This is a genomic window from Ruegeria sp. BB7, from assembly GCF_056539365.1.
Window position 1 is genome coordinate 81,545 of the sequence record NZ_JBQFUV010000007.1, and the last position, 22,755, is coordinate 104,299.

The following is a 22,755-nucleotide window of genomic DNA, read 5'->3' on the forward strand; positions in this document are numbered from 1 at the left end:
CTTCAAGGTGTAATGCACAGGGTGCGGGGGGCTCAAGGCGTGTCAGCCTGTTCTTTTAAAACGGCTTTCGGTCGCCTTGGCCAGATTAGACAAGCTGCTATCAGGCCGGGCGCGGCGGCCAAAGTCATCCAGCCGAGCGTGGCCGCCGTGCTGGTTGTGGTCATGATCCAACCGGCAAGTGGATAAAGCACCAGCCAACAGGCATGTGACAGAGTGAACTGGGCGGCAAATACTGCCGGTCGATCTTCGGGCCGGGCCGAGCGGGTCAGCAATCGCCCGGACGGTGTCAGCGTCGCAGAATAACCGAACCCGATGCAGACCCAAAGCAGGAAGAGGCCGGTCAGTGATATCGGGACCAGCGCAAACAAGATGGCCGAGATGCCCATGGCGAACGTGCCCAATGTGGCCCCAATCATCATGACGCTGCGGTCCATGTACCTGTCCAGCAACCTGGGCAAAACGAACGCAGCCAGCATTGAGCCGCCGCCAAAACCTGCCAATGCAATGGCAACCGCGCTTTCACGCAAGCCCAGATCAGAGCGAACGATGACGACCGTGTTGACGATGATCATTGCGCTCAGCGCTGCTGCTGTCCAAGTCAGGGCCAGCAACCCGCGCAGGCGAGGGGTGCTCAGGTAAAGGCTAATGCCGCGTGTGGTTCGGTCGTATATGCCCCGACGCTTGGATGGCTTGGGTGAGGGTAGAACGACCGACACAACCAAAAGTGCAGAAGCGATAAAGCCCAGGCCGGTGCCCCAGAACAGGCTGTTGAAACTGACAAATACTAGCAGCGTTGCCGCCAGCATCGGACTCAATAAACTTTCAAGATCGTAGGCAAGACGCGACAGGGATAAGGCGCGTGTGTAATCCTGTTCATCCGTCAGCACATCGGGGATGGTGGCCTGAAAGGCTGGCGTGAACCCGGCTGAGGCCGATTGCAGGACAAATATCAGCACATAGACCTGCCAGATCTCAGTTGCGAAAGGCAGGCAGACGGCAACAGCCGCGCGAACAAGGTCCAGCGCCACCAGCATTCGGCGGCGATCAAGCCGTTCTGCGAAGGCCGCCGCGATGGGAGCGATGACCACATAGGCCACCATCTTGATCGTCAGAGCTGTGCCCAGAACCAGCCCAGCGGCGTCCCCGGCCAGTTCATATGCCAGAAGGCCCAGCGCAATGGTTGCCAGCCCAGTACCTGTCAGCGCCACAACCTGAGCGGCAAGTAGGTGGCGATACACCCGGTTTTTCAGGACGCTCAGCATCGGTGGTAGAAACCTTTTTACAGTTTTGGCGGGCCGACGTAGCCAGAATTGCGACGGTTCAGTTCACGAGAGTATTTTCCCGCCAATGCCCTCGGGGTCAAGAATTCTGCGCGTTTCAGATGTATTGTATTGATAGCGTTGAGTTTGCGAGCCAAACCCCCTATCTCGGGTGCGATATCGCATAAAGGAAAAGCCCCGTGGCGAACCACCTCTATAAAAACGACCTGCTGGACGGGTTGGATATGGGCCCAGTTGTGGCCATTGACTGTGAAACCATGGGGCTGAACCCGCATCGTGATCGTCTGTGCGTGATCCAGATGTCGGGCGGTGATGGCAACAGCCATATCGTGCAAGTGGAAAAAGGGCAGACCGAAGCGCCAAATCTATGCGCAATGTTGGAAAACCCCGACGTGCTGAAATTGTTCCACTTCGGTCGGTTTGACATTGCCGCGATGTATCATGCCTTTGGTGCTTTGGCCGCACCTGTTTACTGCACCAAAATCGCCAGCCGCCTGGTGCGCACCTATACCGACCGGCACGGTCTGAAGAATCTGTGTCAGGAACTGATTGGCGTTGATATCTCGAAACAGCAACAGATGAGCGATTGGGGCGCCGAGACGCTGACCGAAGCACAGCTGGACTATGCGGCCTCGGATGTTCTGTATCTGCACCAGCTGCGTGAGGCGCTGGATGGGCGACTGGCCCGCGAAGGCCGCACCGAAATGGCGCAAGCCTGTTTTGACTTCCTGCCGATGCGTGCGAAGCTCGACCTCGCCGGTTGGCCTGAAACGGATATTTTTGCACACTCATGACCGATACCGAAGCATTCCTGAGAACCGCCCGACAGGTCATCACTGACGAAGCCCGTGCGCTGGACGTGCTGGCCGACGGCCTGAACGAGGACTTTGCCGAAGCCGTGCAGATGATCCTGCAGGCTACAGGCCGCATTATCATCAGCGGTATCGGAAAGTCGGGTCATATCGGACACAAGATTGCCGCGACACTGGCCAGCACCGGCACGCCAGCTTATTTCGTGCACCCGGCCGAGGCCAGCCATGGTGATTTGGGTATGGTGTCCAAAGGTGACGTGGTTCTGGCGATCTCGAATTCCGGTGAGGCACCTGAACTGGTCAACTTGCTGGCCTTTACCCGCCGCTTTGGCATTCCGTTGATCGGCCTGTCCAGCAAGCCTGAAAGCACCCTGATGAAGCAGTCCGATGTGCACCTGCTGATACCCTCGATGGGCGAGGCCTGCGGCTTTGGCATGGTGCCTTCGATTTCAACCACGCTGACGCTGGCAATGGGCGATGCGCTGGCGATTGCGTTGATGAAATACCGCGATTTCAAACCCGAGGATTTCCGTGCGTTCCACCCTGGCGGTAAGTTGGGCGCTCAGCTTTCTACTGTTCGCGACCTGATGCACGAAGATTTGCCGCTTGTTCCTGCTGGCACACCCATGAGCGAGGCGTTGCTGGTGATGAGCCAGAAGAGCTTTGGCGTCGTCGGCGTTACCGATAGCCAAGGGTACCTGTTAGGCATCGTAACCGATGGCGACTTGCGCCGTAACATGGACGGTTTGCTAAACAAGAGCACCGAAGAGGTCATGACCCGTGATCCTCTGACCATTGCCCCAAATGCAATGGCAGAAGAGGCCGTTGCGATTATGAACGACCGTAAGATCACGTCGCTGTTTGTGGTAGACCCCGAAACCCAGGGTCCGGCGCAGGGCCTGCTGCACATCCACGACTGCCTGCGCGTCGGGCTGGGTTAGGCGGAGGGTAACGCGGTGGACGGACACTCTCGCAGGGTACAGTTTCTCAAGGTATTGCTGCCGCTGGTGGCCATTCTGATGCTGTCCACCGTGTTCTTGCTGTCGCGCACTATCGAAACCAACGTGTCTGTTCCTTTTAGCCAAAAGGACATTGATGAACGCCTGAGCGATCAGGTCGTGACGCATCCAAAATACCGGGGCACAACACGAAAAGGTGAAGAAGTTCAGATCGAAGCGATCCGAGCGACGCAAGGCGGCGAAGGATCAGTTCCGACCGCAGCCGAATTTCAGGGTCGGCTGGGTCTGTTGAGTGGCGGCGTCATCACATTGGATTCCAATTCCGGAATGATCCGGCCCGACCAGAATACCGCAACGTTTGTTGGCGATGTGATCATCACTTCGACGGATGGCACAGAAATTACCACCGATCTTCTGAACACGTCGCTGGACGAAATTCGTGGGGATGCGCCGGGGCAGATTAATGGTACCGGCATCATCGGAAACTTTACCGCAGGCGGCATGAGTTTCGGGGCGAACAAAAAGGATGGCCCGGTCCATATTATTTTTACAGACGGCGTTAAACTGGTATACGAGCCGCAAAAAGCAGAAAGATAACTTGTGTTCGATTTTCGATTTGTCCCTCTTTGTGTAGTGCTGAGTGCCAGTGCCTTTTCTGCGATAGCGCAGGAAGCGCAGGTTGCTTTTGGCGCTGTCAAAGCTGACCCCACCTTGCCGGTCGAGGTGACCTCGGAAACGCTGAACGTCAATCAAGAGGACGGGTCGGCCGAGTTTCTCGGAAAAGTTATCGTCGTTCAGGGTGAAATGCGCCTGACTGCCGAACGGGTGTTGGTCGTCTACAACGAAGAACGTTCAGGAATTGAACGTATGGAGGCGACCGAGGATGTGGTGCTTACCAGCCCCCCCGATGCCGCACAGGGTGATTGGGCCGAATACACCATCGACTCGGGCGTGATTGTTATGAAGGGCAATGTGCTGCTGACGCAGGGGCCAAGCACCATCAGCGGCGATCAGATGAGCGCTAACCTGACCACCGGCACGGCAACGATGATCGGCAACGTCAAAACCATCCTGCAGCAAGGTGGTAACTAATGGCGCGGCCTGAACTGACTGTGGCCGAAGGTAATTCCGGCCTCAGGATTGAAAAGCTGCGGAAATCGTACCGCAAGAAGACCGTGATCCGGGATGTCTCGATGACGCTGGATCGGTCCGAGGTCGTGGCCCTGCTGGGGCCGAACGGTTCGGGCAAGACGACGACCTTCTATTCGGTCGCGGGTCTGGTCTTTCCCGAGGCGGGCACGGTCACGATTGACGGGCAGACGGTAACCACCCTGCCGATGTATCGCCGGGCGCGTTTGGGGATCGGCTATTTGCCGCAGGAGATGTCAATTTTTCGCGGCATGAGTGTTGAAGACAATATCGCCTCGGTTCTAGACATTACGGTAAAACACGCCCATCGCCGCAAGGAGCGACTTGAGGAACTGCTGTCGGATTTCTCGATCGAACATTTGCGCCGCGCGCCAGCCTTGGCACTGTCAGGAGGTGAGCGTCGCCGTGTTGAAATCGCGCGCTGTCTGGCAGCTGACCCGAAATATTTGCTTTTGGATGAACCCTTTGCGGGTGTTGATCCGATCAGTGTGGGTGATATCCGCCACCTTGTCGCCGACCTGAAAAAGCGCGGCATTGGCGTTCTGATTACGGATCATAACGTGCGGGAAACGCTGGAAATTGTGGACCGCGCCTATATCCTGCATGATGGGCAGGTGCTGATGTCGGGCACTCCGGACGAAGTGGTGGAAAATGAAAACGTCCGCCGCGTCTATTTGGGTGAAAATTTCCGGATTTCATGAGGTTGCGCAGAAATGTGCCGAGTGCATGGCGGAAATCACGTATATACACGTCTGTTTTGATTGACTCTTCCGCCGTCTCTTGCCTCAATTGGGTCATGGCATTTCTACGGTTCCCGTCTGGATCACGATGCCCCTTCGTCGAAGGGCGGAAGGTTCGGCTACCACAGGAAATGTCTCTACCCCCCACCCGATAAAAACACATGCGTCGCGTAACGTGACGTCAGAATGGGTGTGAATTGTGAAGGAGATCACATGCGTTACCAAATCAGCGGAAAACAGATCGACATCGGTGCGGCGCTGCAAACTCACGTGCAGACCGAACTGGGCGAGGTTGTGGGCAAATATGCCCAGCGTCCGACAGATGCCAACGTCGTCTTTTCCCGTTCAGCGCATGAATATGTATGCGAAACCACCGTGCATCTATCTACCGGCCTCACCGCGCAGGCTAAGGCTCACGCAACCGAAATCTATGCGGCCTTTGAAGGCTGCTGCGATAAGATGGAAACCCAGCTGCGCCGGTATAAGCGGCGACTGAAAGACCATCACAAGGATCGTGCTGAACCTGTTGAACTCTTTGGGGCGTCGTCTTATATCCTCGCCTCTGACAAGTCTGACTCGGCTGACGAACCCGATTCTCTGCAGCCGATGATTGTGGCTGAGATGGAAACCAAAATCCCATCGCTGAGTGTTGGCGAAGCCGTTATGCAGATGGAACTGGCTGGCGCTCCGGTGCTGGTGTTCCGGAATGAAAACAAGGACGGATTGAACGTCGTATATCGCCGCGAGGACGGTAATATCGGCTGGATTGATCCGTAACAGGCAAGAATAGCAAAGGCGTGCCCCTGTATCTGCGGGGGCGTCGCCGTGGAGCGTAATCATGGAGCTTTCGAGCATACTGAAGCCCGAAGCAGTTCGCGTACTGTCCGCCGCTTCCAGCAAGAAGCGGCTGTTTCAGGAAATTGCCGACGTGGCTGAGGTGACCCTTGGTCTTGACGCTCAGGTTGTTGTTGACGGGCTGCTCGAACGGGAAAGCCTGGGGCCGACCGGTGTTGGCCACGGTGTGGCCCTGCCCCATGCCCGCATGTCAGAACTGGAAAGCGTTTCCGGCGTATTCGTCATGCTGGAAAAGCCGATTGATTTTGGATCGGTCGATCGCCAGCCGGTTGATATCGCCTTTGCGCTGTTTGCGCCGGAAGAGGCTGGCGTGGATCACTTGAAGGCGCTGGCGTTGGTATCCCGCACCCTGCGTGATACCTCGGTTTGCGCCAAGTTGCGGGCTAATCCGGATCCGGTCAAACTCTATGCAATTCTGACCGAAGCGCAGTCGATGCAGGCCGCATAAGTTCTTGAAGTTACCAAAAAGCCCTCGGTTTTCGGGGGCTTTTTTGTTTTTGGAAATGGTTGTCGTTAACCGCCAGTACCCATTTCCAGCGTCCACCAGATTTTACCGCCACCTTCCTGATGCCAGGCAAAGCCCATCTGAGTGGCTTTCGGATCCATAATCACCGAACGTGGGCCAGGCTCCTGCATCCAGGCGGCCAGGGTTTCGGTCTCGGTTTCATAGGTCTCGGAAATCGCTTCGCCGAGGAAGGTGCCAAAATATCCGACGCGCGCAGCCCGGTCGATTGGCGAAGATCCATCTGATCCAAAGTGCCAGGGCCGGTTTTGGCGTGCCATGTCCTTGGCATGTGTTGCCGCCGCGGCGTTGAGTTGGGCGTTCAGTTGCACTGCTTGAAGCCCCCGCGCCTGACGCAATGCGTTGACCGAATCCAACATACGGAACTGCAGTTTTTCCGGGTTGCCCCGGATTTTGTAGACCGTCGGCAGCGGGCGACCGTCCGCTCCGTAGGTTGGGGTACTGCTTGGGGTACATGCAGCCAGCGCGAAAAAGCAGGCAATAAGTAAAGAAAGGATACGCGTCATGATCGACCTGATTATTGAGTTATCCTACGGCATAGCGCGACCGACGGACTTGGGCAAACGCACATTGAGCCTGTTCCGCGTGAATCTGCCGGTTTGATTTGCGACTGAAGCATTCTGGCAATAGAATGCGACAGATTTTCAGTTTGGCCTTAGCAAAGGACCGTTCCTCATGGTCAAGAAACACATTCAACAATCTACGCGCCGGGGTTTTCTTGCCGGAGCGTCCGCCGTACTGGCCTCGCCTGCGATAGCTCAATACATCCCCGGTGATCCACTGCGCCCTGCGCCAGAGCCAGAGCCGCAAGTGCGCCGCAACATCTCGGGTTTTCGTGCATTGGACTGGCAACCCTATTTCTCGAACACGAGAAACGGCGCCATTTTGGTCGATACCGTGTCGCGCGCCCTGCATTATTGGTCGGATGACCAAAGTATCTACAAACTCTACCCATCCTCGGTGCCATTGACCGAGGAATTGACCCGCCGTGGCCGCACCAGCGTGATCCGAAAAGTGGAAGGACCCAGCTGGTCTCCGACGCCGTCGATGAAAAAACGAAATCCGGAATGGCCGGACTATATTCCGCCTGGACCAGATAACCCATTGGGAACACACGCTTTGTATCTGAGCTGGAAGTATTATCGCATCCACGGAACGCATGATACGCGCAAAATTGGTCGCAGATCGTCGAACGGTTGCATCGGATTGTTCAACGAGGATATCCAGGAACTGTTTTCAATGGCGAAAGTTGGTACGCAAGTGTTGCTAATTTGACGACAAATTCGCGCACGAAGCCGCTTGCAACGCAAGTTCTAATTGCATTCCAGTCGCATAGCTGATTAGTAAAAACATACGAGGTAAGTCTTGGGTGCGCGGTTTCGCTGTCTGGAGCCGTGCAAATTCTGGAGGTTAATATGAAAAAACTCGTTCTCGCCGCTGCACTGACCGCTGCTGCTTCGACCGCATATGCCGGTAACCTGGAAGAGCCGGTTGTTGAAGCACCGGTTGTTGTTGAGGAAACTCAAGGTTCGTCGCAGGGCATCATCCTGCCGCTGATCCTGCTGGTCGTTGTTGCCGCAGCTGTTGCAGCAAGCTAATTTGACGAGCGTCATCTAGAGAAAAGGCGGTGGATCGCTCCACCGCCTTTTTTCATGCCTGATTGACCGAATGCTGATGAAAAGGGCCAGTTAGTCCAGCCAGCCCTTTAGATTGTCTTCGATCACCTTGCCCAGGGCCGCGATGTGCGAATCATCATCGTTGAGGCAAGGGATATAGGTGAAGCTCTCACCGCCTGCTTCTTCGAAGCTTTCCTTGATCTCTTCGTTGATCTCTTCCAGCGTTTCGATGCAATCGGCGGAAAACGCTGGTGCGATTACGGCGATATTCTTTTTGCCCTGTTTGGCCAGTTCGGCCACGTGATCGACGGTATAGGGTTTCAGCCACTCCTCAGGCCCGAATCGCGACTGGAATGTTGATACGAGCTGATCATCAGACCAGCCCAGACGTTCCTTCAGCAGCCGAGATGTCTTGGCGCATTGGCAGTGGTATGGATCACCCTGCTGCAGATACCGCTCAGGCATGCCGTGATAGGAACAGACCAGAATGTCCGGTTTGGTCTCCATCGCCGCATAGGCCTTTTCCACCGATCCGGCCAAAGCGTCGATATAGGCGGGTTCGTCGAAATAGGCAGGAACGGTACGGGTGGCGGGCTGCCATGCCTCTTCCATCAGGGCGCGAAAGAACTGATCGTTTGCCGTGGCGGTCGTGGCACCCGCGTATTGCGGATAAAGCGGGAAGAACAGGATGCGGTCGCATCCCGCGGCCACCATCTTGCGCACTTTGGATTTGGTCGACGGGTTGCCGTAACGCATACAGAATTCAACCAGCACCTGATCGCCATAACGCGCCTGCATCGCGTCACGCAGCTTGGCGGTCTGGTCTTTGGTGATCGTCATCAGCGGGCTTTCGCCCTTGTCGTGGTTCCAGATCGACTTGTAGGCCTCGCCCGAACTGAAGGGGCGTTTGGTTAGGATGATGCCCTGCAGGATCGGTTGCCATTTCCACTTGGGATAGTCGATGACGCGCTGATCCGACAGAAACTCGTTCAGATACCGGCGCATCGGCCAATAGCTGTAGTCGTCAGGCGTACCCAGATTTGCCAGCAGAATGCCGACACGGCCCATTTTGACCTTGGGGTGGTCTGCCGGTGCATGATCGGGACGAGTGGCATCAAACATTTCAAGCTTCCTGAGATTTCTCTGTACCGGCTGAGATAACCGGAATTGCGCAGTCGTCAATCGGACAGTTTGCCTTCTTTTGTCCCTAACGCATCCGCAAGGCGCGCTTTGGCCGATCCGGGGCGCAACGGTTTCTGCTGGCTTTCGTCGGGTGACCAGCCGGTCAGGCAGATCAGCTCGAACGTGGCGGCCAGACGGCCTTGAGGGGTGGTGAAGTGATCGGCATAGATCTGCTGCGCCCGAGCAAAGACCTGCCGTCTTGTGGGGTGTTTCACACGGCCAGACAGGCTGTTGGTCTCGCCCATTGTCCGAAGATCGCGCATCAGGTGTGTCAGGTCGCGGTATTCCGCCGTCAGACGTGCGGTGTCGGCGACCGGCAGCGCAAGCCCCGCGCGTTGCAGCAAACCGCCCAGATCGCGCAGCTCGGCCATCGGGGCGATACGGGGGCTGAGGCCACCTGTGACCTCGATCTCGGCCTGCCCAAGGGCTGCGCGCAGTTCGTGCAGGGTTTCGCCACCCAGGCACACCACCAGCAGCAAACCGTCGGGCCGCAGCGCGCGGTGGCATTGGATCAGCTGTCCAACCGGATCATTGGCCCAATGCAACGCCATGGCGTGTATCACCAGATCATGCGCGCCCGGGGTCAGGTCCAGTACGTCTGCATCTTCGACGATCCGCGCCTCGGGCAGCACATCCTGCCAGATATGAGTAAACGGCGTCACGATCGCCGGGACCGTAAAGGTTTTATTAACCATGGAGAGCCGATCCTGTACCTCGTCCACGGCGGCATGGTGCAGAAACAGCGCCTCGTGCTGCGCGCGGGCGCGACGGCGTTTTAGGGTTTGGCGATCAAACAAAGAGGGTGCGGTGGAGTCAGGCAGCTTCATAAGGCGCAATTATCGCATGTGGCAGCGGATTCAAACCGCTGTTGAGTTGATATACCCGCCGCGTTGTCTGGGTTGCGGGGAATTGACTGAGTCGGATTTCGGGCTCTGCGGTACTTGCTGGCGCGACACACCGTTTATTGGCGGGGTAGTATGTCAAAGTTGCGGAGTGCCCTTGCCAGGCGAGGCAGATGGCCACCGGATCGAGTGCGATGACTGCATGAAAACACCCCGCCCGTGGAAAGACGGGCGGGCAGCGCTGCTCTATCACGGGCGGGCCCGGTCGTTGATTCTGGCCTTGAAACATGGGGACCGGCCCGAGCTGGCACGACCTGCTGCACTTTGGATGGCACGGGCCGGGCAGGGCTTGTTTCACGATGACATGCTGATTGCGCCGGTTCCGCTGCATTGGTCGCGGCTGCTCCGGCGGCGTTACAACCAGTCGGCACTTCTGGCCCGGCAATTGGGGCTGCAGACCGGGCTGGACGTTTGTCCGGACCTTCTGCAGCGCCGGGTTCGAACGCCGGTCCTCGATGGCAAGACGGCAGCTGAGCGGGCAGAGACCCTTTCCGGTTCGATTGCGCCGCATCCCAGGCGGCTGCACCGGCTGCAAGGGCGGGATGTATTGCTAGTGGATGACGTCATGACCTCGGGCGCGACATTGGCGGCCTGCGCGCGTGTCTGCCTTGCAGCGGGGGCAAATCATATTTTCGTGTTGGCACTGGCGCGCGTTGCCAAGGATGCCTAATTCGCTCAAGATTGTGCGAAACCAAAGGGACGAAAATGAAACCGGTTGAAATCTATACCTCGCCGCTGTGCGGCTTTTGCCATGCGGCCAAGCGTTTGCTGAAACAGAAAGGCGTCGAGTTTACAGAGGTCAATGTGTTGACGAATCCCAAACGTAAGCCCGAGATGATCAAACGCGCTGGTGGCAAGCGCACCGTGCCGCAGATTTTCATTGGAACGCGGCATGTGGGCGGCTGTGACGATCTTTATGAGCTTGAGCGTCAGGGCAAGCTGGATCCTCTGCTGGCGGCGTAATGAAAACCGCGCTGCTGCAGCTTTGTTCGTCGGATGACCCGGCCGAAAATCTGGCCACCGTGCGTGACATGATGGCCGAGGCTGCAGGTCAGGGCGCGCGGTTCATCCTGACGCCCGAGGTGACAAACTGCGTCTCGACCAGCACGACGCGGCAGCGCGAGGTTCTGCAGCACGAAGAGGATGACCAGACGTTGGCGGGACTGCGGGATCAGGCCGCCGCGCTGGGCGTCTGGCTGTTGATCGGTTCCCTTGGAATCAAGACCCATGATGCCGACGGGCGCTTTGCCAACCGTTCTTTCATGATCGACCCACAGGGGCAGATCGTGGCGCGGTATGATAAGATTCATATGTTCGACGTGCAGGTCTCGGAAACCGAAACCTTCCGCGAGTCTAAAAACTACCGCCCTGGTGGCAAAGCAGTGATTGCCGAGACCGATTTCGGCAAAGTTGGCCTGACCATTTGCTACGATATTCGCTTTCCACACCTATACGCCGCGCTGACGCAGGCGGGCGCGCGAATCCTTACCGTTCCGGCGGCATTTTCACCGGTCACTGGTGCTGCACATTGGGAATCGCTGTTGCGAGCACGCGCGATTGAGACCGGCTGCTGGGTGCTGGCCCCGGCGCAGACAGGCGAACACCCGAAAACCCGTGGTAAGACGCGCTTTACATACGGTCACAGCATGGTTTTAGCCCCGTGGGGAGAGGTCGTCATCGACGCAGGGACCGATCCAGGCATTCACTTTTTCGATTTGGATGATAGTTCTGTGACAGAGGCGCGCCGTCGGGTGCCCTCATTGACTCACGTGCGGCCTTTCGACGGGCCCTGATCCAGAACCGAGCTATGACGGACGAGAAAAATGCCCTTGCGGTCACGCTGTTCAGCGAGATCCTGACCGCCGACCAGTTATTGCGCAACCGGCTGAGCCGGGTGCTGCCCAAGGGCATGGAAATCTCGCATTTCTCGGTGTTGAACCATCTGGTTTTTGTCGGCGACGAGCGCACCCCGGCGCAGCTGGCCAATACGTTTCACGTTACGCGCGGTGCGATGACCAACACGTTGGCCAAGCTGGAATGGGCCGGATACATCCACATTCGCCCCGACTGGGACGACGCCCGCCGCAAGATGGTCGCAATCAGCCCCGCCGGTAAACGGGCGCGGGATCAGGCGATTTCGTCGATAGCCCCGCTGATCAACCGAGTGGTTGGGGAGTTGGGGTTGGAGCGGGTGCGGAGTACGTTGCCAGTGCTGCGGGATTTGCGGTTGCAGTTGGAGGGGGAGTAGAGAAACAATTCTACTCGCCCCAGACTGCCCGCCAGTCAGTATGTGGACCAATTGTAGTTAAATGGCTGATGTCAATGAAACGTGAAGATGGAATGTCACGTCTGCATCGGGCGATATATTTAAGAATGTTCTCGTAAATTTCTAGGCTATCGGCGTCGTGTCGAAAATTGATTTCGGCAGCAAGTTTGTAGTCTCGGAAGGCGAAAACCTTTTTTCTCGTCCTACGCGTTCGCCGTTTCTCCGAAGTGAAATACTCTCCGCGAATTTGCGTGCCCAAAAAGTACAACCGAATGTAACCAACGATCTCGTTAAAAACCCATGGGCCATAGGTGTCATGCAAGTGCTGACCACGTTGCTTTCTGGACCGCTCAATGACCTCAGAACTTACTTCGTTCCAGATTGGCGCATCAAATGCGCTGTCCCGCTCCGCCTCAAGTGCTGAGCGGTAGTCCGCTTCTGGAAGTCGATAGACGGGAACATCAAAGAAATACTTCATTTCAAGAGGGCTTCACACTCGCCGTCACATAATTCACGCTCAGATCCCGATCCGAGATTGACCAGCTCCAGAGGATCGGGTTGAAAACGAAGCCCTTGCGGTCCACTGGCTCCAGCCCGGCTTGGCTCAGCAGGTCGTACAGCTCATCTGGGGTGATGAATTTGTTCCATTCATGCGTCCCGCGAGGCAGCCAGCGCATGACGACCTCGGCTCCGACAATCGCCATGGCATAGGATTTCGGGTTGCGGTTGATCGTCGAGCAAATCTCCAACCCGCCGGGTTTCAGTAATTGCCGCGTGGCTTTCAGATAGGACAGCGGGTCCGCTACGTGCTCGACCACTTCCATGTTCAGGACCACATCGAACTGCTCGCCGGCTTCGGCCAGCGCCTCGGCGGTGGTGTGGCGATAGTCGATGTCCAGCCCGGATTGCTCGGCGTGAATGCGCGCGACAGGCAAGTTGCCTTCGGCGGCGTCGGCGCCCACGACCTCAGCCCCCAGACGCGCCATAGGTTCGCTCAGCAAGCCACCACCGCAGCCGATATCCAGCAGACGCAGGCCCTCAAACGGGTTTGGCGCCTTCAAATCACGGTCAAACTCGCCCGCTATCTGCTGTGTGATATAATCCAGACGGCACGGATTCATCATGTGCAGCGGTTTGAATTTTCCGTGAGGGTCCCACCACTCTGCCGCCATCGCTTCGAATTTTGCGATCTCGGACGGGTCCACAGTGTTCGGATGCGCTTGCATTCCTGTCTCCGTATGCTCTTTTACGTTTAAGGACTATATAGGGCCATAATGGACAAGTACCCGGACCAAAAGCGCGCAGTTCAATATCTGCACCCGCCGATCGACCCCTTCGATCAGCGCATGCTGGATGTGGGCCAAGGCCATCGCATCTATATGGAACAATGCGGAAATCCGAAAGGGGTACCGGTTGTGGTGCTGCATGGAGGACCGGGTGGCGGCTGTAGCCCGGCGATGCGGCGGTATTTTGATCCCGATGTCTATCGGGTGATTCTGTTTGATCAACGCGGTTGCGGGCGCTCGCGGCCACATGCGTCGGTGACCGACAACACCACTTGGCATCTGGTGGCCGATATCGAACGGCTGCGGACCCTGCTGGATATCGACGATTGGATTGTGTTCGGCGGCAGTTGGGGGGCGACCCTGGCTTTGATCTACGCTCAGGCACATCCTGATCGGGTGGCTCGTCTGGTGCTGCGCGGTGTGTTCCTGGCTACGCAGGCTGAGTTGGATTGGTTCTATGGCGGCGGTGCAGGCAAGTTCTGGCCCGAACAATGGGCCAAATTCACCGCTCTGCTGACCGAGGATGAGCTGTCCGACACGATCAGAGCCTATAACAAGCGCTTGTTCTCGGGTGACCGCGCCACAGAGATTCTGTACGCGCGCGCCTGGTCAGCTTGGGAAAACGCGCTGGCCTCGGTCCACGCACCGGGTGGCGTCGGAGAAAGCCCCGGCGATTATGCCCGAGCCTTTGCGCGGCTTGAGAATCACTATTTCATCAATGGCGCTTTCCTTGAGAAAGATGGCCAGATTTTGGATCAGATGGACCAGCTCGCCCACATCCCCGGCCATATCGTACAAGGGCGTTACGACATGATCTGCCCACCGCAAGCTGCGTGGAAACTGGCTGAACGCTGGCCGACTGCTGAGCTGAAGATGATCCGCAATGCAGGCCATGCTCTGTCCGAACCCGGTATCAGCGCCGAGTTGGTCCGCATTATGGACCGCGTGGCGGAGGGGGTCGCATGACCCGGATGGACCGCCGTGCTCTGTTCGCCTCGGGTGCTGCGGCTGCGCTGCTTGCAGCCACGGGCGCGTCTTTGGCGGATATGCCGAAAAAGGGCGGCACATTGCGGTTGGCCGTGCCGCGCGATGACAGCCTAGAGCAGGTGGCCCGGGGCGCCGTGTTCGACACCCTGACCGAGATCGCGCCCGACGGCACCTTGCGCGGTGAACTGGCGACCGGCTGGCAGACCGATTCCGACGCGCGTATCTGGCGCTTTGACCTGCGCCAAGGCATCACGTTCCACGATGGCGCGGCGCTGGCAGTAGAAGATGTGGTCGCGGTTCTTCGTGAGGTTGGACAGGCCGAGGCGCTGACGACCGACTCGGTGCGGTTGGAATTGGTAGAGGCCAATCCGGGCCTGCCTTTCTTACTGGCCGACAGCCGCTTTGTCATCACGCGGGACGGGCAGGGTGTGACGCCTCTGCCCACAGCCAACGGCACTGGATGCTACCGCGTGGAACGGGCCGAAGATGACCGTCATTTCCTTGGACGTAAGGTGGCGGGGCACTACAAGGACGGTGCGGCCGGGTGGGCCGAGGCGTTCGAGATTATCGTCATCCCCGACGCACGCGTTCGCGCCGAGGCGCTGCGAGACGGTTATGTGGATGTTGCGGCGCTGCCCGCGAGTGATGATTTGAAAGGCCAGCGCGGCCTGCGGTATCATCCCAGCGAATCGGATATGGCGCTGGCCGTGGCCCCGAATGTAGGTATGCCGCGCCAGATCGGGGCACAGCGCGCGCTGGACGACGGGCGCATTGCCGAACGGTGGTGGCGGGCGTAAATCCGTTCACGAATCCCGCCGGGGGTTGCAGTTTCGACAAACCCTGCGTATATGCAGTTTCAACAGCGGCGTGTCGGGCTTCGGTCCGGGGCTCCACCGGAAATTTCGACGGGCCGCGCGCCCGTTTTTTTGTGCCCGGATGAAGGGTAGAGAACCTGATGACAAACGACCTTATTGCCAAAGCTGCCATTGACCGGCGACTGGCCGAGATCATCACGCCGGTGATCGAGGATCTGGGGTATGAGCTGGTGCGAATCCGCCTGATGAGCGGCAAGCAGACCACGCTGCAGATCATGGCCGATAAGCCGGATGGCGGCATCGAAGTGGATGACTGCGCCGAGATTTCAAACGCCGTCAGCGCCACGCTGGATGTCGAGGACCCAATCCTCGATGCCTATACGCTTGAGGTCTCCAGCCCTGGCATCGACCGCCCTCTGACCCGCCTCAAGGATTTTGAGACCTTCGAGGGGTATGAAGCCAAGATCGAAACCGCTGAACTGATCGATGGCCGCCGCCGGTTCAAGGGTGAGCTGGCCGGGATCGAAGGGGATGAGGTGTTGATCAACATCCCCGAGGGCGATGAGACCATCACCATCGGTCTGCAATTCGACTGGCTGAGCGACGCCAAGCTGGTCCTGACCGATGACCTGATCAAGGAAATGCTGCGCCAGCGCAAAGACGCCGGTGCCTTGAACGAAAACGCTTTCGACGAGATTGAGACCGAAGGGTCCGAAGAGGAGACGAACTGATGGCAATCACCTCAGCCAACCAGCTGGAGCTGCTGCAGACCGCCGAGGCCGTGGCCCGCGAAAAGATGATCGACCCCGGTCTGGTTGTCGAAGCGATGGAAGAATCGCTCGCCCGTGCCGCCAAGAGCCGTTACGGCGCCGAAATGGATATCCGCGTCAGCATCGACCGCAAGACTGGCAAGGCAACCTTCACCCGCGTCCGTACTGTCGTCGAAGATGAAGAGCTTGAGAATTATCAGGCTGAGATGACTGTCGAGCAGGCGAAGCAGTATATGGAATCGCCCGAGGTTGGCGATGTCTTCGTCGAAGAAGTGCCTCCCGTGGAGATGGGCCGAATCGCCGCGCAATCCGCCAAGCAGGTCATTCTGCAAAAGGTGCGTGAAGCGGAGCGGGATCGTCAGTACGAAGAATTCAAGGATCGCGCAGGCACCATCATCAACGGTGCTGTTAAGCGCGAGGAGTTCGGCAATGTCATCGTCGATCTGGGCGGTGCCGAGGCCGTTCTGCGCCGCAATGACAAGATCGGTCGCGAAAGCTATCGCCCGAACGACCGCGTGCGTGCCTACATCAAGGAAGTGCGCCGCGAGGTTCGTGGCCACCAGATCTTCCTGTCGCGCACCGCGCCTGAATTCATGGCCGAGCTGTTCAAGATGGAAGTGCCGGAAATCTATGACGGCATCATCGAGGTTAAGGCCGTGGCCCGTGACCCCGGTTCGCGCGCCAAGATTGCCGTGATCTCGTATGATGGCTCGATTGACCCCGTCGGTGCCTGCGTTGGTATGCGCGGTAGCCGCGTGCAGGCCGTTGTGAACGAATTGCAGGGCGAGAAAATCGACATCATCCCTTGGAACGAAGATCAGCCGACCTTCCTGGTGAATGCGCTGCAGCCCGCCGAGGTCTCCAAGGTGGTTTTGGATGAAGAAGCTGGCAAGATCGAGGTTGTGGTTCCAGAGGAGCAGTTGAGCCTCGCTATCGGCCGCCGTGGTCAGAACGTACGTCTGGCCAGCCAGCTGACCAACCTGGACATCGACATCATGACCGAGGCCGAAGAGTCAGCGCGTCGTCAGAAGGAATTCGAAGCCCGTACGCAGCTGTTCATGGAAACGCTGGATCTGGACGAATTCTTCGCTCAGCTGCTGGTTTCCGAAGGTTTCACCAACCTCGAAGAGGTGGCTTATGTGGAGATCGACGAACTTCTGGTCATCGACGGCGTTGACGAAGGCACTGCACAGGAGCTGCAAACCCGTGCTCGTGAGTTCCTTGAAGCGCAGGCCAAGGCGGCTCTGGATGCTGCTCGGGCTCTGGGCGTTGAGGACAGCCTTATTGAATTCGAGGGCCTGACACCCCAGATGGTAGAGGCATTGGCAAAGGATGACGTGAAGACGTTGGAAGACTTTGCCACATGCGCTGACTGGGAACTGGCCGGTGGCTGGACCACGGTCGACGGTGAGCGTATCAAGGATGATGGTGTGCTTGAGCCTTTCGGCGTTTCGCTGGAAGAAGCACAGGATCTGGTTATGACCGCGCGCATCATGCTGGGTTGGGTTGATCCGGCCGAGCTGGAGCAAGCCGAAGAAGATGGCGAAGCTGTAGACGAGGAAGCCGAGGCCTGATCCCAGGCCTTGGGGTGCGTGCATGAGTCGCGGTGGCGTCCATAAGGATCGGTCCGAGGGACCTGAGCGCAAGTGCATCGCCACAGGCGAGGTGCAGCCGAAATACGGGCTGATCCGCTTTGTGACGGGGCCGGACGGTCAGGTCTATCCGGATGTCGCGGCGAAATTGCCGGGACGCGGGGTCTATGTGGCGGCAGATCGTGCTGCGCTGGACAAGGCCGTGGGCAAGAAGCTGTTTGCGCGTGGGTTCAAGGTGCAGGTCACTGTGCCAAAGGACCTGACGGAAGAAGTTGAAAAGCAAGTTGCGCGCCGTGTGGTTGAATTGCTCAGCTTGGCGCGCAAATCCGGCGACGCAGTCGCAGGGTATGAAAAGGTCAAGACGTGGCTGGACCGGGAAGAGGCCCAGGTACTGATTCAGGCCGCAGATGGATCGGGGCGCGGCAAGTCGAAACTGAGCACGCCGCACTTTGGAAAATACATCGGCTGGCTGACGGCGGACGAGTTAGGGCAGGCATTTGGGCGCCAAACGGTGATTCATGCGGCCTTGGCCTCTGGTGGACTCGCCAAACGTGTTGTAGAGGAAGCGCAGCGCCTGCGTGGCTTGCGCGAAACGGATGACGGCGGCAGGGGCCGCACGGAAGGGTAAGAAGCTTTATGAGCGAGAATGACGGCAAAAAGACATTGGGTCTTCGTGGCGGGGCACGCCCCGGAAATGTGAAACAGAGTTTCAGCCACGGACGTACCAAGAATGTCGTGGTGGAAACCAAACGCAAACGCGTGGTGGTTCCCAAGCCGGGCGCCGGCAAACCGGGTGGCGGAGCGACGCCGTCGGGTGATCCGTCGCGCCGCCCTGCGGGTATCTCTGACGCGGAAATGGCACGCCGGATGAAGGCGCTGCAAGCCGCCAAAGCGCGCGAGGCCGAAGAGGCCGCCGCCCGCGAGGCCGCCGAAAAGGCGCGTGAAGAAGAACGCGCCCGCCGCCGCGCGGAACAAGAGGCCAAGGAACGCGAACAGCGTGAGGCTGAAGAACGCGCGCGCCAGAAGGCCGAAGAAGAAGATCGCAAGCGCAAAGAGGCAGAAGAAGCTGCCAAACGCGCTGCCGCCGCCCCGGCCCCGGAAGAACCCAAAGCCGCCCGCGCCCCGGCCAGCAAGCCTGCTCCGGCTGCGACTCCGCGCAAGCAGGATCGCGAACGTGAACAGCGCGGCCGTGGCAAGGGTCGTGATGACAACCGCCGTTCGGGCAAACTGACACTGGGTCAGGCCACGGGTGGTGAAGGCAATCGTCAGCGCTCGATGGCGTCAATGAAGCGCAAGCAGGAGCGCGCGCGTCAGAAAGCCATGGGCGGTCCGGTCGAGCGAGAAAAGGTGATCCGCGACGTTCAGCTGCCCGAGGCGATCATGGTCTCGGAACTGGCCAACCGTATGGCCGAGCGTGTGGCTGATGTTGTCAAATCGCTGATGCAGATGGGTATGATGGTTACGCAGAACCAGACCATCGACGCTGACACTGCGGAACTGATCATCGAGGAATTTGGCCACAAGGTCACCCGCGTCTCTGATTCGGACGTCGAAGACGTCATCAAAGAGGTCGAAGACAAGGAAGAGGATCTGCAGCCGCGTCCGCCGGTCATCACGATCATGGGTCACGTTGACCATGGTAAAACCTCGTTGCTGGATGCGATCCGCGACGCGCGCGTTGTTGCGGGTGAGGCCGGTGGTATCACACAGCACATTGGCGCCTATCAGGTGAAAACCGATGGCGGCACCACGCTGACCTTCCTGGATACGCCTGGTCACGCCGCCTTTACATCGATGCGTTCGCGCGGTGCTCAGGTCACGGATATCGTGGTTCTGGTCGTTGCAGCGGATGACGCGGTGATGCCGCAGACCATTGAGGCGATCAACCACGCCAAGGCCGCCGAAGTGCCGATGATTGTGGCGATCAACAAGGTTGATAAGCCGGATGCAAACCCGGACAAGGTGCGCACAGATCTGCTGCAGCATGAAGTGATCGTCGAGAAAATGTCAGGTGAGGTTCAGGACGTCGAAGTCTCGGCCATCACCGGTCAGGGTCTGGACGAACTGCTGGAAGCCATTGCATTGCAGGCCGAGATTCTGGAGCTGAAAGCCAACCCCGATCGCGCCGCCCAAGGTGCCGTGATCGAGGCGCAGCTTGATGTGGGCCGTGGTCCTGTGGCCACCGTTCTGGTTCAGAACGGCACGCTGCGTCAGGGCGATATCTTCGTTGTGGGTGAGCAGTACGGTAAAGTTCGTGCGCTGATCAACGATAAGGGCGACCGCGTCAAGGAAGCTGGTCCGTCGGTTCCGGTCGAGGTTCTGGGTCTCAACGGCACGCCCGAGGCTGGTGACGTTCTGAACGTGACCGAGACCGAAGCGCAGGCGCGTGAGATTGCCGCCTATCGTGAGCAAGCCGCCAAGGACAAACGCGCCGCCGCTGGTGCCGCGACCACCCTTGAGCAGTTGATGCAGAAGGCCAAGGAAGACGAAAACGTCACCGAGCTGCCGATTCTGATGAAAGCGGACGTGCAGGGTTCGGCCGAGGCTATCGTCCAGGCGATGGAAAAAATCGGCAACGACGAAGTGCGCGTACGCGTTCTGCACTCGGGTGTTGGCGCGATCACTGAAACAGATGTCGGTCTGGCCGAAGCGTCGGGCGCTCCGATCTTTGGCTTCAACGTGCGGGCCAATGCATCGGCACGGAACACGGCGAACCAGAAGGGTGTCGAGATTCGCTATTACTCGGTGATCTATGACCTCGTAGACGACGTGAAAGCCGCCGCCTCCGGCCTGCTGAGCGCCGAGATCCGCGAGAAGTTCATCGGTTACGCCGAGATCCGCGAAGTCTTCAAGGTCACTGGCGTCGGCAAGGTTGCTGGCTGTCTGGTCACCGAAGGCGTTGCCCGCCGCTCGGCTGGAGTCCGCCTGCTGCGCGACAACGTGGTGATCCACGAAGGCACGTTGAAGACACTGAAACGCTTCAAAGACGAAGTGGCCGAGGTTCAGTCGGGTCAGGAATGCGGCATGGCGTTCGAGAACTACGACGACATCCGCGCAGGCGACGTGATCGAAATCTTCGAACGCGAAGAGGTCACCCGGACGCTGGACTGATCCGGTACGGTATAGAAATAGAAAACAGCGGCCCGAAAGGGCCGCTGTTTTTTTTGGAAGGCCGCAGGACCTCGTTGGTTTGTGCGAGATTTTCTGATTCCAGCCAGTGCCGCAATTCTTACAATTCTGTCCTGTATGAGAGGTGAGTCTGGGTAAACGTCGGCTGTGCGGACAAAGCTGCCGTTGAAGCCACTATCTGGTCGCGACATACTACATCGTCTGAGCCACACTGAACTAAGATGAGTCGAACATGACAAAATGGCCGTCGCGAGTAACTCTAGCCATTTCAGGCATCGCTTTTTGGGCTGCAGCATTCGCTCCAAGTCTGTCTACCTCTGAGACATCCAGCGATGCGAAGGTTCTCAGTGCGCTACAGGGCATGGGTTACTCCGATATTTTCATCGACGGATGTACAGTTTCCTTTTCACGAGAGATCGTTCCTACGGAGCGCAACAATTATATAACGAAGTATGATCGGCACGTTAACCTACGAACGTTAGACCTCAGCGAAGCATATGAAATTCGCAGCAGGGCAACTGATCGCGGATATCTCTACATTGCCGAAGTGCCTCTAAATAATAGGTATTACCAGTACGAGTCTCAAATATACAGCTTCAGGTCCTGGGTTCTACGCAATTACCCAAAGTCGAATTGGCCGCATACTTCTTCAAACCTTAAAGGTCACGAGGCAGCAGAAATTGAAGCTGAATTATGGAGCAGATTGCCGCAGATCAAGTATTTGAATCGGTGGACCGATCATAGTAGGACCGGTTCACTGACATTGCTCTCCCATGTATTTCGGATGACGTATCATGAGCGTAGCAACCTAGTTCTGTTTAGGGACGCTCTCACTGACCATTCAGCAAATTATCATTGCTCAAACCCCAATGAAGAGAGGGACACATAGTATGGCTGTATGGCTGAATTTCTTAATCTCCTAAGACGCGAGTGGCCCGCTCTTTGACCGGAAGCTTTGGGCTCGAACCGGACATTCGAGGCTCGGTCAAAAAAGTACGGTTTGAATTGGTTGTGTTGGCTTTTTGAGGCAAAGGCCAAATCTGTCTAATGCTCAATACCCCTTATTATCACCACGTGGCCAAAAACGTCCCCGGATGCATGATGATGTCGAAATGCTGCATCCCTTTTCTCAGATCAAAACTGACCGAATGCCCTCCCTTGCGCAGCAGTTCCGCATAATCCCGACTCTGGCGGATAAACTCGGGCGTGTCGCGTTCGGCCACTGTCACGTGATAGCGCGGGCCGGGGGTGGGCAGGTGCAGGATGGGTGACAAGTCGTGCACTTCGACTGGCGTCAGTTGCAGCGGGTCGTTAACCGGTGTCAGGCTGATCGGTTCCAGATCATAAATGCCGCTGATCAGAATCACATCGCGTACGCGTAGTCCTGCGTGGGCCAGTTCTTTGGCCGAAGTCGCCATCACCATGGTTGCCAAATGCGCCCCGGCGCTGTGTCCTGACAGGGTAATCCGCGAGGGATCAAAGCCCAGCGTATCGGCCTGAGATGCCAGCCACACCAGCGCATCTCGGCACTCGGTGATCATGTCACTGATGCGCGCGGTTGGGGCGAGCGTGTAATTAAGCGTCGCAAAGGCTTGCCCGTTCTCAACTATGGCGGGTGCCATCATGGCGGAGTCGCGATGGCTCAGGGCCTGCCAATAGCCGCCGTGGATGAAGATGTGCAGGGGTGCGTTGGTCACGCGCGCCGGAAAGAAATCCAGAACTTGCGCGGGGCTGTCACCATAAGAGAGGTTCTCCTTCACCTCCAACCGTGCGCGGTGCTGTGCGCTCAGCGCGGCGTAGCTGTCCAGATAAGGCGTCAGGTCGCCGCCGATCATCGAGCTGGGAGAGTATTCCTGATCCAGCTCTTCCCGCGTGAATCCCCGGTACAGCAT

Annotated in this window: 26 protein-coding genes; 19 read left to right on the plus strand and 7 right to left on the minus strand. The window is 57.9% G+C overall.

Annotated elements, in window-relative coordinates; translation table 11 throughout:
* Positions 1-32 precede the first annotated feature (32 nt).
* The gene (locus ACR0D7_RS12690; protein WP_480679335.1) at positions 33-1,262 is read right to left on the minus strand and encodes an MFS transporter; all 1,230 of its coding nucleotides are present in this window, start codon (positions 1,260-1,262) and stop codon (positions 33-35) included.
* Between the two features lie 197 nt (positions 1,263-1,459).
* On the opposite strand from ACR0D7_RS12690, the gene ACR0D7_RS12695 reads away from it, so the two are divergent.
* From ACR0D7_RS12695 to ACR0D7_RS12725, 7 genes are all read left to right on the plus strand, one after another.
* Positions 1,460-2,074: a ribonuclease D gene (locus ACR0D7_RS12695; protein ID WP_480679336.1), complete on the plus strand. Its 615-nt coding sequence runs from the start codon at positions 1,460-1,462 to the stop codon at positions 2,072-2,074.
* Positions 2,071-3,033: a KpsF/GutQ family sugar-phosphate isomerase gene (locus ACR0D7_RS12700; protein WP_480679337.1), complete on the plus strand. Its 963-nt coding sequence runs from the start codon at positions 2,071-2,073 to the stop codon at positions 3,031-3,033. The genes ACR0D7_RS12695 and ACR0D7_RS12700 overlap by 4 nt, the downstream gene beginning before the upstream one ends.
* A gap of 15 nt (positions 3,034-3,048) precedes the next feature.
* Positions 3,049-3,648, plus strand: coding sequence for an LPS export ABC transporter periplasmic protein LptC (lptC, locus tag ACR0D7_RS12705; RefSeq protein ID WP_480679338.1), 600 nt, complete (start codon positions 3,049-3,051; stop codon positions 3,646-3,648).
* Positions 3,649-3,651: 3 nt separating this feature from the next.
* Entirely contained in the window at positions 3,652-4,143 is a 492-nt protein-coding gene (locus ACR0D7_RS12710; protein ID WP_480679339.1) for an LptA/OstA family protein, read from the plus strand.
* Complete coding sequence (gene lptB, locus ACR0D7_RS12715; RefSeq protein ID WP_170491247.1) at positions 4,143-4,901, plus strand: LPS export ABC transporter ATP-binding protein; 759 nt, start codon at positions 4,143-4,145, stop codon at positions 4,899-4,901. Before ACR0D7_RS12710 ends, lptB begins: the two co-directional genes overlap by 1 nt.
* Positions 4,902-5,153: 252 nt before the next feature.
* Entirely contained in the window at positions 5,154-5,717 is a 564-nt protein-coding gene (hpf, locus tag ACR0D7_RS12720) for a ribosome hibernation-promoting factor, HPF/YfiA family (protein WP_170386797.1), read from the plus strand.
* A gap of 61 nt (positions 5,718-5,778) precedes the next feature.
* Positions 5,779-6,243, plus strand: a complete 465-nt coding sequence (locus tag ACR0D7_RS12725; RefSeq protein ID WP_170386799.1) for a PTS sugar transporter subunit IIA — start codon at positions 5,779-5,781, stop codon at positions 6,241-6,243.
* 65 nt (positions 6,244-6,308) lie between these two features.
* On the opposite strand, the gene dalA is transcribed toward ACR0D7_RS12725, so the two are convergent.
* Positions 6,309-6,824, minus strand: a complete 516-nt coding sequence (gene dalA, locus ACR0D7_RS12730) for a divisome-associated lipoprotein DalA (protein ID WP_480679340.1) — start codon at positions 6,822-6,824, stop codon at positions 6,309-6,311.
* Between the two features lie 169 nt (positions 6,825-6,993).
* Here dalA and ACR0D7_RS12735 point away from each other — a divergent pair, with 169 nt between their 5' ends.
* Together ACR0D7_RS12735 and ACR0D7_RS12740 are read left to right on the plus strand one after the other, a co-directional pair.
* Positions 6,994-7,593 (plus strand): L,D-transpeptidase, encoded by a 600-nt coding sequence (locus tag ACR0D7_RS12735; protein WP_480679341.1) that lies wholly within the window; start codon positions 6,994-6,996, stop codon positions 7,591-7,593.
* Between the two features lie 140 nt (positions 7,594-7,733).
* On the plus strand, positions 7,734-7,916 hold the full coding sequence (locus ACR0D7_RS12740; protein ID WP_010442520.1) for a hypothetical protein: 183 nt from the start codon (positions 7,734-7,736) through the stop codon (positions 7,914-7,916).
* Between the two features lie 90 nt (positions 7,917-8,006).
* On the opposite strand, the gene hemH is transcribed toward ACR0D7_RS12740, so the two are convergent.
* Both hemH and ACR0D7_RS12750 read right to left on the minus strand, forming a co-directional pair.
* Positions 8,007-9,056, minus strand: coding sequence for a ferrochelatase (gene hemH / locus ACR0D7_RS12745; protein ID WP_480679342.1), 1,050 nt, complete (start codon positions 9,054-9,056; stop codon positions 8,007-8,009).
* A 56-nt stretch (positions 9,057-9,112) separates the two neighbouring features.
* Entirely contained in the window at positions 9,113-9,943 is an 831-nt protein-coding gene (locus tag ACR0D7_RS12750; RefSeq protein WP_480679343.1) for a methyltransferase domain-containing protein, read from the minus strand.
* A 16-nt stretch (positions 9,944-9,959) separates the two neighbouring features.
* Here ACR0D7_RS12750 and ACR0D7_RS12755 point away from each other — a divergent pair, with 16 nt between their 5' ends.
* From ACR0D7_RS12755 to ACR0D7_RS12770, 4 genes are read left to right on the plus strand one after another with little or no spacing between them, the layout of a single operon-like run.
* Complete coding sequence (locus tag ACR0D7_RS12755; protein WP_480679344.1) at positions 9,960-10,688, plus strand: double zinc ribbon domain-containing protein; 729 nt, start codon at positions 9,960-9,962, stop codon at positions 10,686-10,688.
* A gap of 35 nt (positions 10,689-10,723) precedes the next feature.
* Positions 10,724-10,981, plus strand: a complete 258-nt coding sequence (gene grxC / locus ACR0D7_RS12760) for a glutaredoxin 3 (RefSeq protein ID WP_170386812.1) — start codon at positions 10,724-10,726, stop codon at positions 10,979-10,981.
* Positions 10,981-11,811, plus strand: a complete 831-nt coding sequence (locus ACR0D7_RS12765; RefSeq protein WP_480679345.1) for a carbon-nitrogen hydrolase family protein — start codon at positions 10,981-10,983, stop codon at positions 11,809-11,811. Before grxC ends, ACR0D7_RS12765 begins: the two co-directional genes overlap by 1 nt.
* A gap of 14 nt (positions 11,812-11,825) precedes the next feature.
* A complete protein-coding gene (locus tag ACR0D7_RS12770) occupies positions 11,826-12,266 on the plus strand; it encodes a MarR family winged helix-turn-helix transcriptional regulator (RefSeq protein WP_170386816.1) in 441 nt (146 codons plus the stop codon).
* Positions 12,267-12,276: 10 nt separating this feature from the next.
* On the opposite strand, the gene ACR0D7_RS12775 is transcribed toward ACR0D7_RS12770, so the two are convergent.
* The gene (locus tag ACR0D7_RS12775) at positions 12,277-12,762 is read right to left on the minus strand and encodes a hypothetical protein (protein ID WP_480679346.1); all 486 of its coding nucleotides are present in this window, start codon (positions 12,760-12,762) and stop codon (positions 12,277-12,279) included.
* 1 nt (position 12,763) lies between these two features.
* Entirely contained in the window at positions 12,764-13,510 is a 747-nt protein-coding gene (gene ubiG / locus ACR0D7_RS12780; RefSeq protein WP_480679347.1) for a bifunctional 2-polyprenyl-6-hydroxyphenol methylase/3-demethylubiquinol 3-O-methyltransferase UbiG, read from the minus strand.
* Positions 13,511-13,558: 48 nt separating this feature from the next.
* Here ubiG and pip point away from each other — a divergent pair, with 48 nt between their 5' ends.
* The 6 genes from pip to infB all read left to right on the plus strand — a co-directional run bounded on the left by pip (position 13,559) and on the right by infB (position 20,845).
* Positions 13,559-14,536, plus strand: coding sequence for a prolyl aminopeptidase (gene pip / locus ACR0D7_RS12785; protein WP_480679348.1), 978 nt, complete (start codon positions 13,559-13,561; stop codon positions 14,534-14,536).
* Positions 14,533-15,354, plus strand: a complete 822-nt coding sequence (locus tag ACR0D7_RS12790; protein WP_480679349.1) for an ABC transporter substrate-binding protein — start codon at positions 14,533-14,535, stop codon at positions 15,352-15,354. The genes pip and ACR0D7_RS12790 overlap by 4 nt, the downstream gene beginning before the upstream one ends.
* Positions 15,355-15,512: 158 nt before the next feature.
* On the plus strand, positions 15,513-16,103 hold the full coding sequence (rimP, locus tag ACR0D7_RS12795; protein ID WP_152459779.1) for a ribosome maturation factor RimP: 591 nt from the start codon (positions 15,513-15,515) through the stop codon (positions 16,101-16,103).
* The gene (nusA, locus tag ACR0D7_RS12800; RefSeq protein WP_170386828.1) at positions 16,103-17,716 is read left to right on the plus strand and encodes a transcription termination factor NusA; all 1,614 of its coding nucleotides are present in this window, start codon (positions 16,103-16,105) and stop codon (positions 17,714-17,716) included. Before rimP ends, nusA begins: the two co-directional genes overlap by 1 nt.
* A gap of 22 nt (positions 17,717-17,738) precedes the next feature.
* Positions 17,739-18,362 (plus strand): RNA-binding protein, encoded by a 624-nt coding sequence (locus ACR0D7_RS12805; protein WP_480679350.1) that lies wholly within the window; start codon positions 17,739-17,741, stop codon positions 18,360-18,362.
* Positions 18,363-18,370: 8 nt separating this feature from the next.
* Positions 18,371-20,845 (plus strand): translation initiation factor IF-2, encoded by a 2,475-nt coding sequence (gene infB, locus ACR0D7_RS12810; protein WP_480679351.1) that lies wholly within the window; start codon positions 18,371-18,373, stop codon positions 20,843-20,845.
* Positions 20,846-21,930: 1,085 nt separating this feature from the next.
* Here the strand turns inward: infB and ACR0D7_RS12815 are convergent.
* Positions 21,931-22,755: an alpha/beta hydrolase gene (locus tag ACR0D7_RS12815; RefSeq protein ID WP_480679352.1), complete on the minus strand. Its 825-nt coding sequence runs from the start codon at positions 22,753-22,755 to the stop codon at positions 21,931-21,933.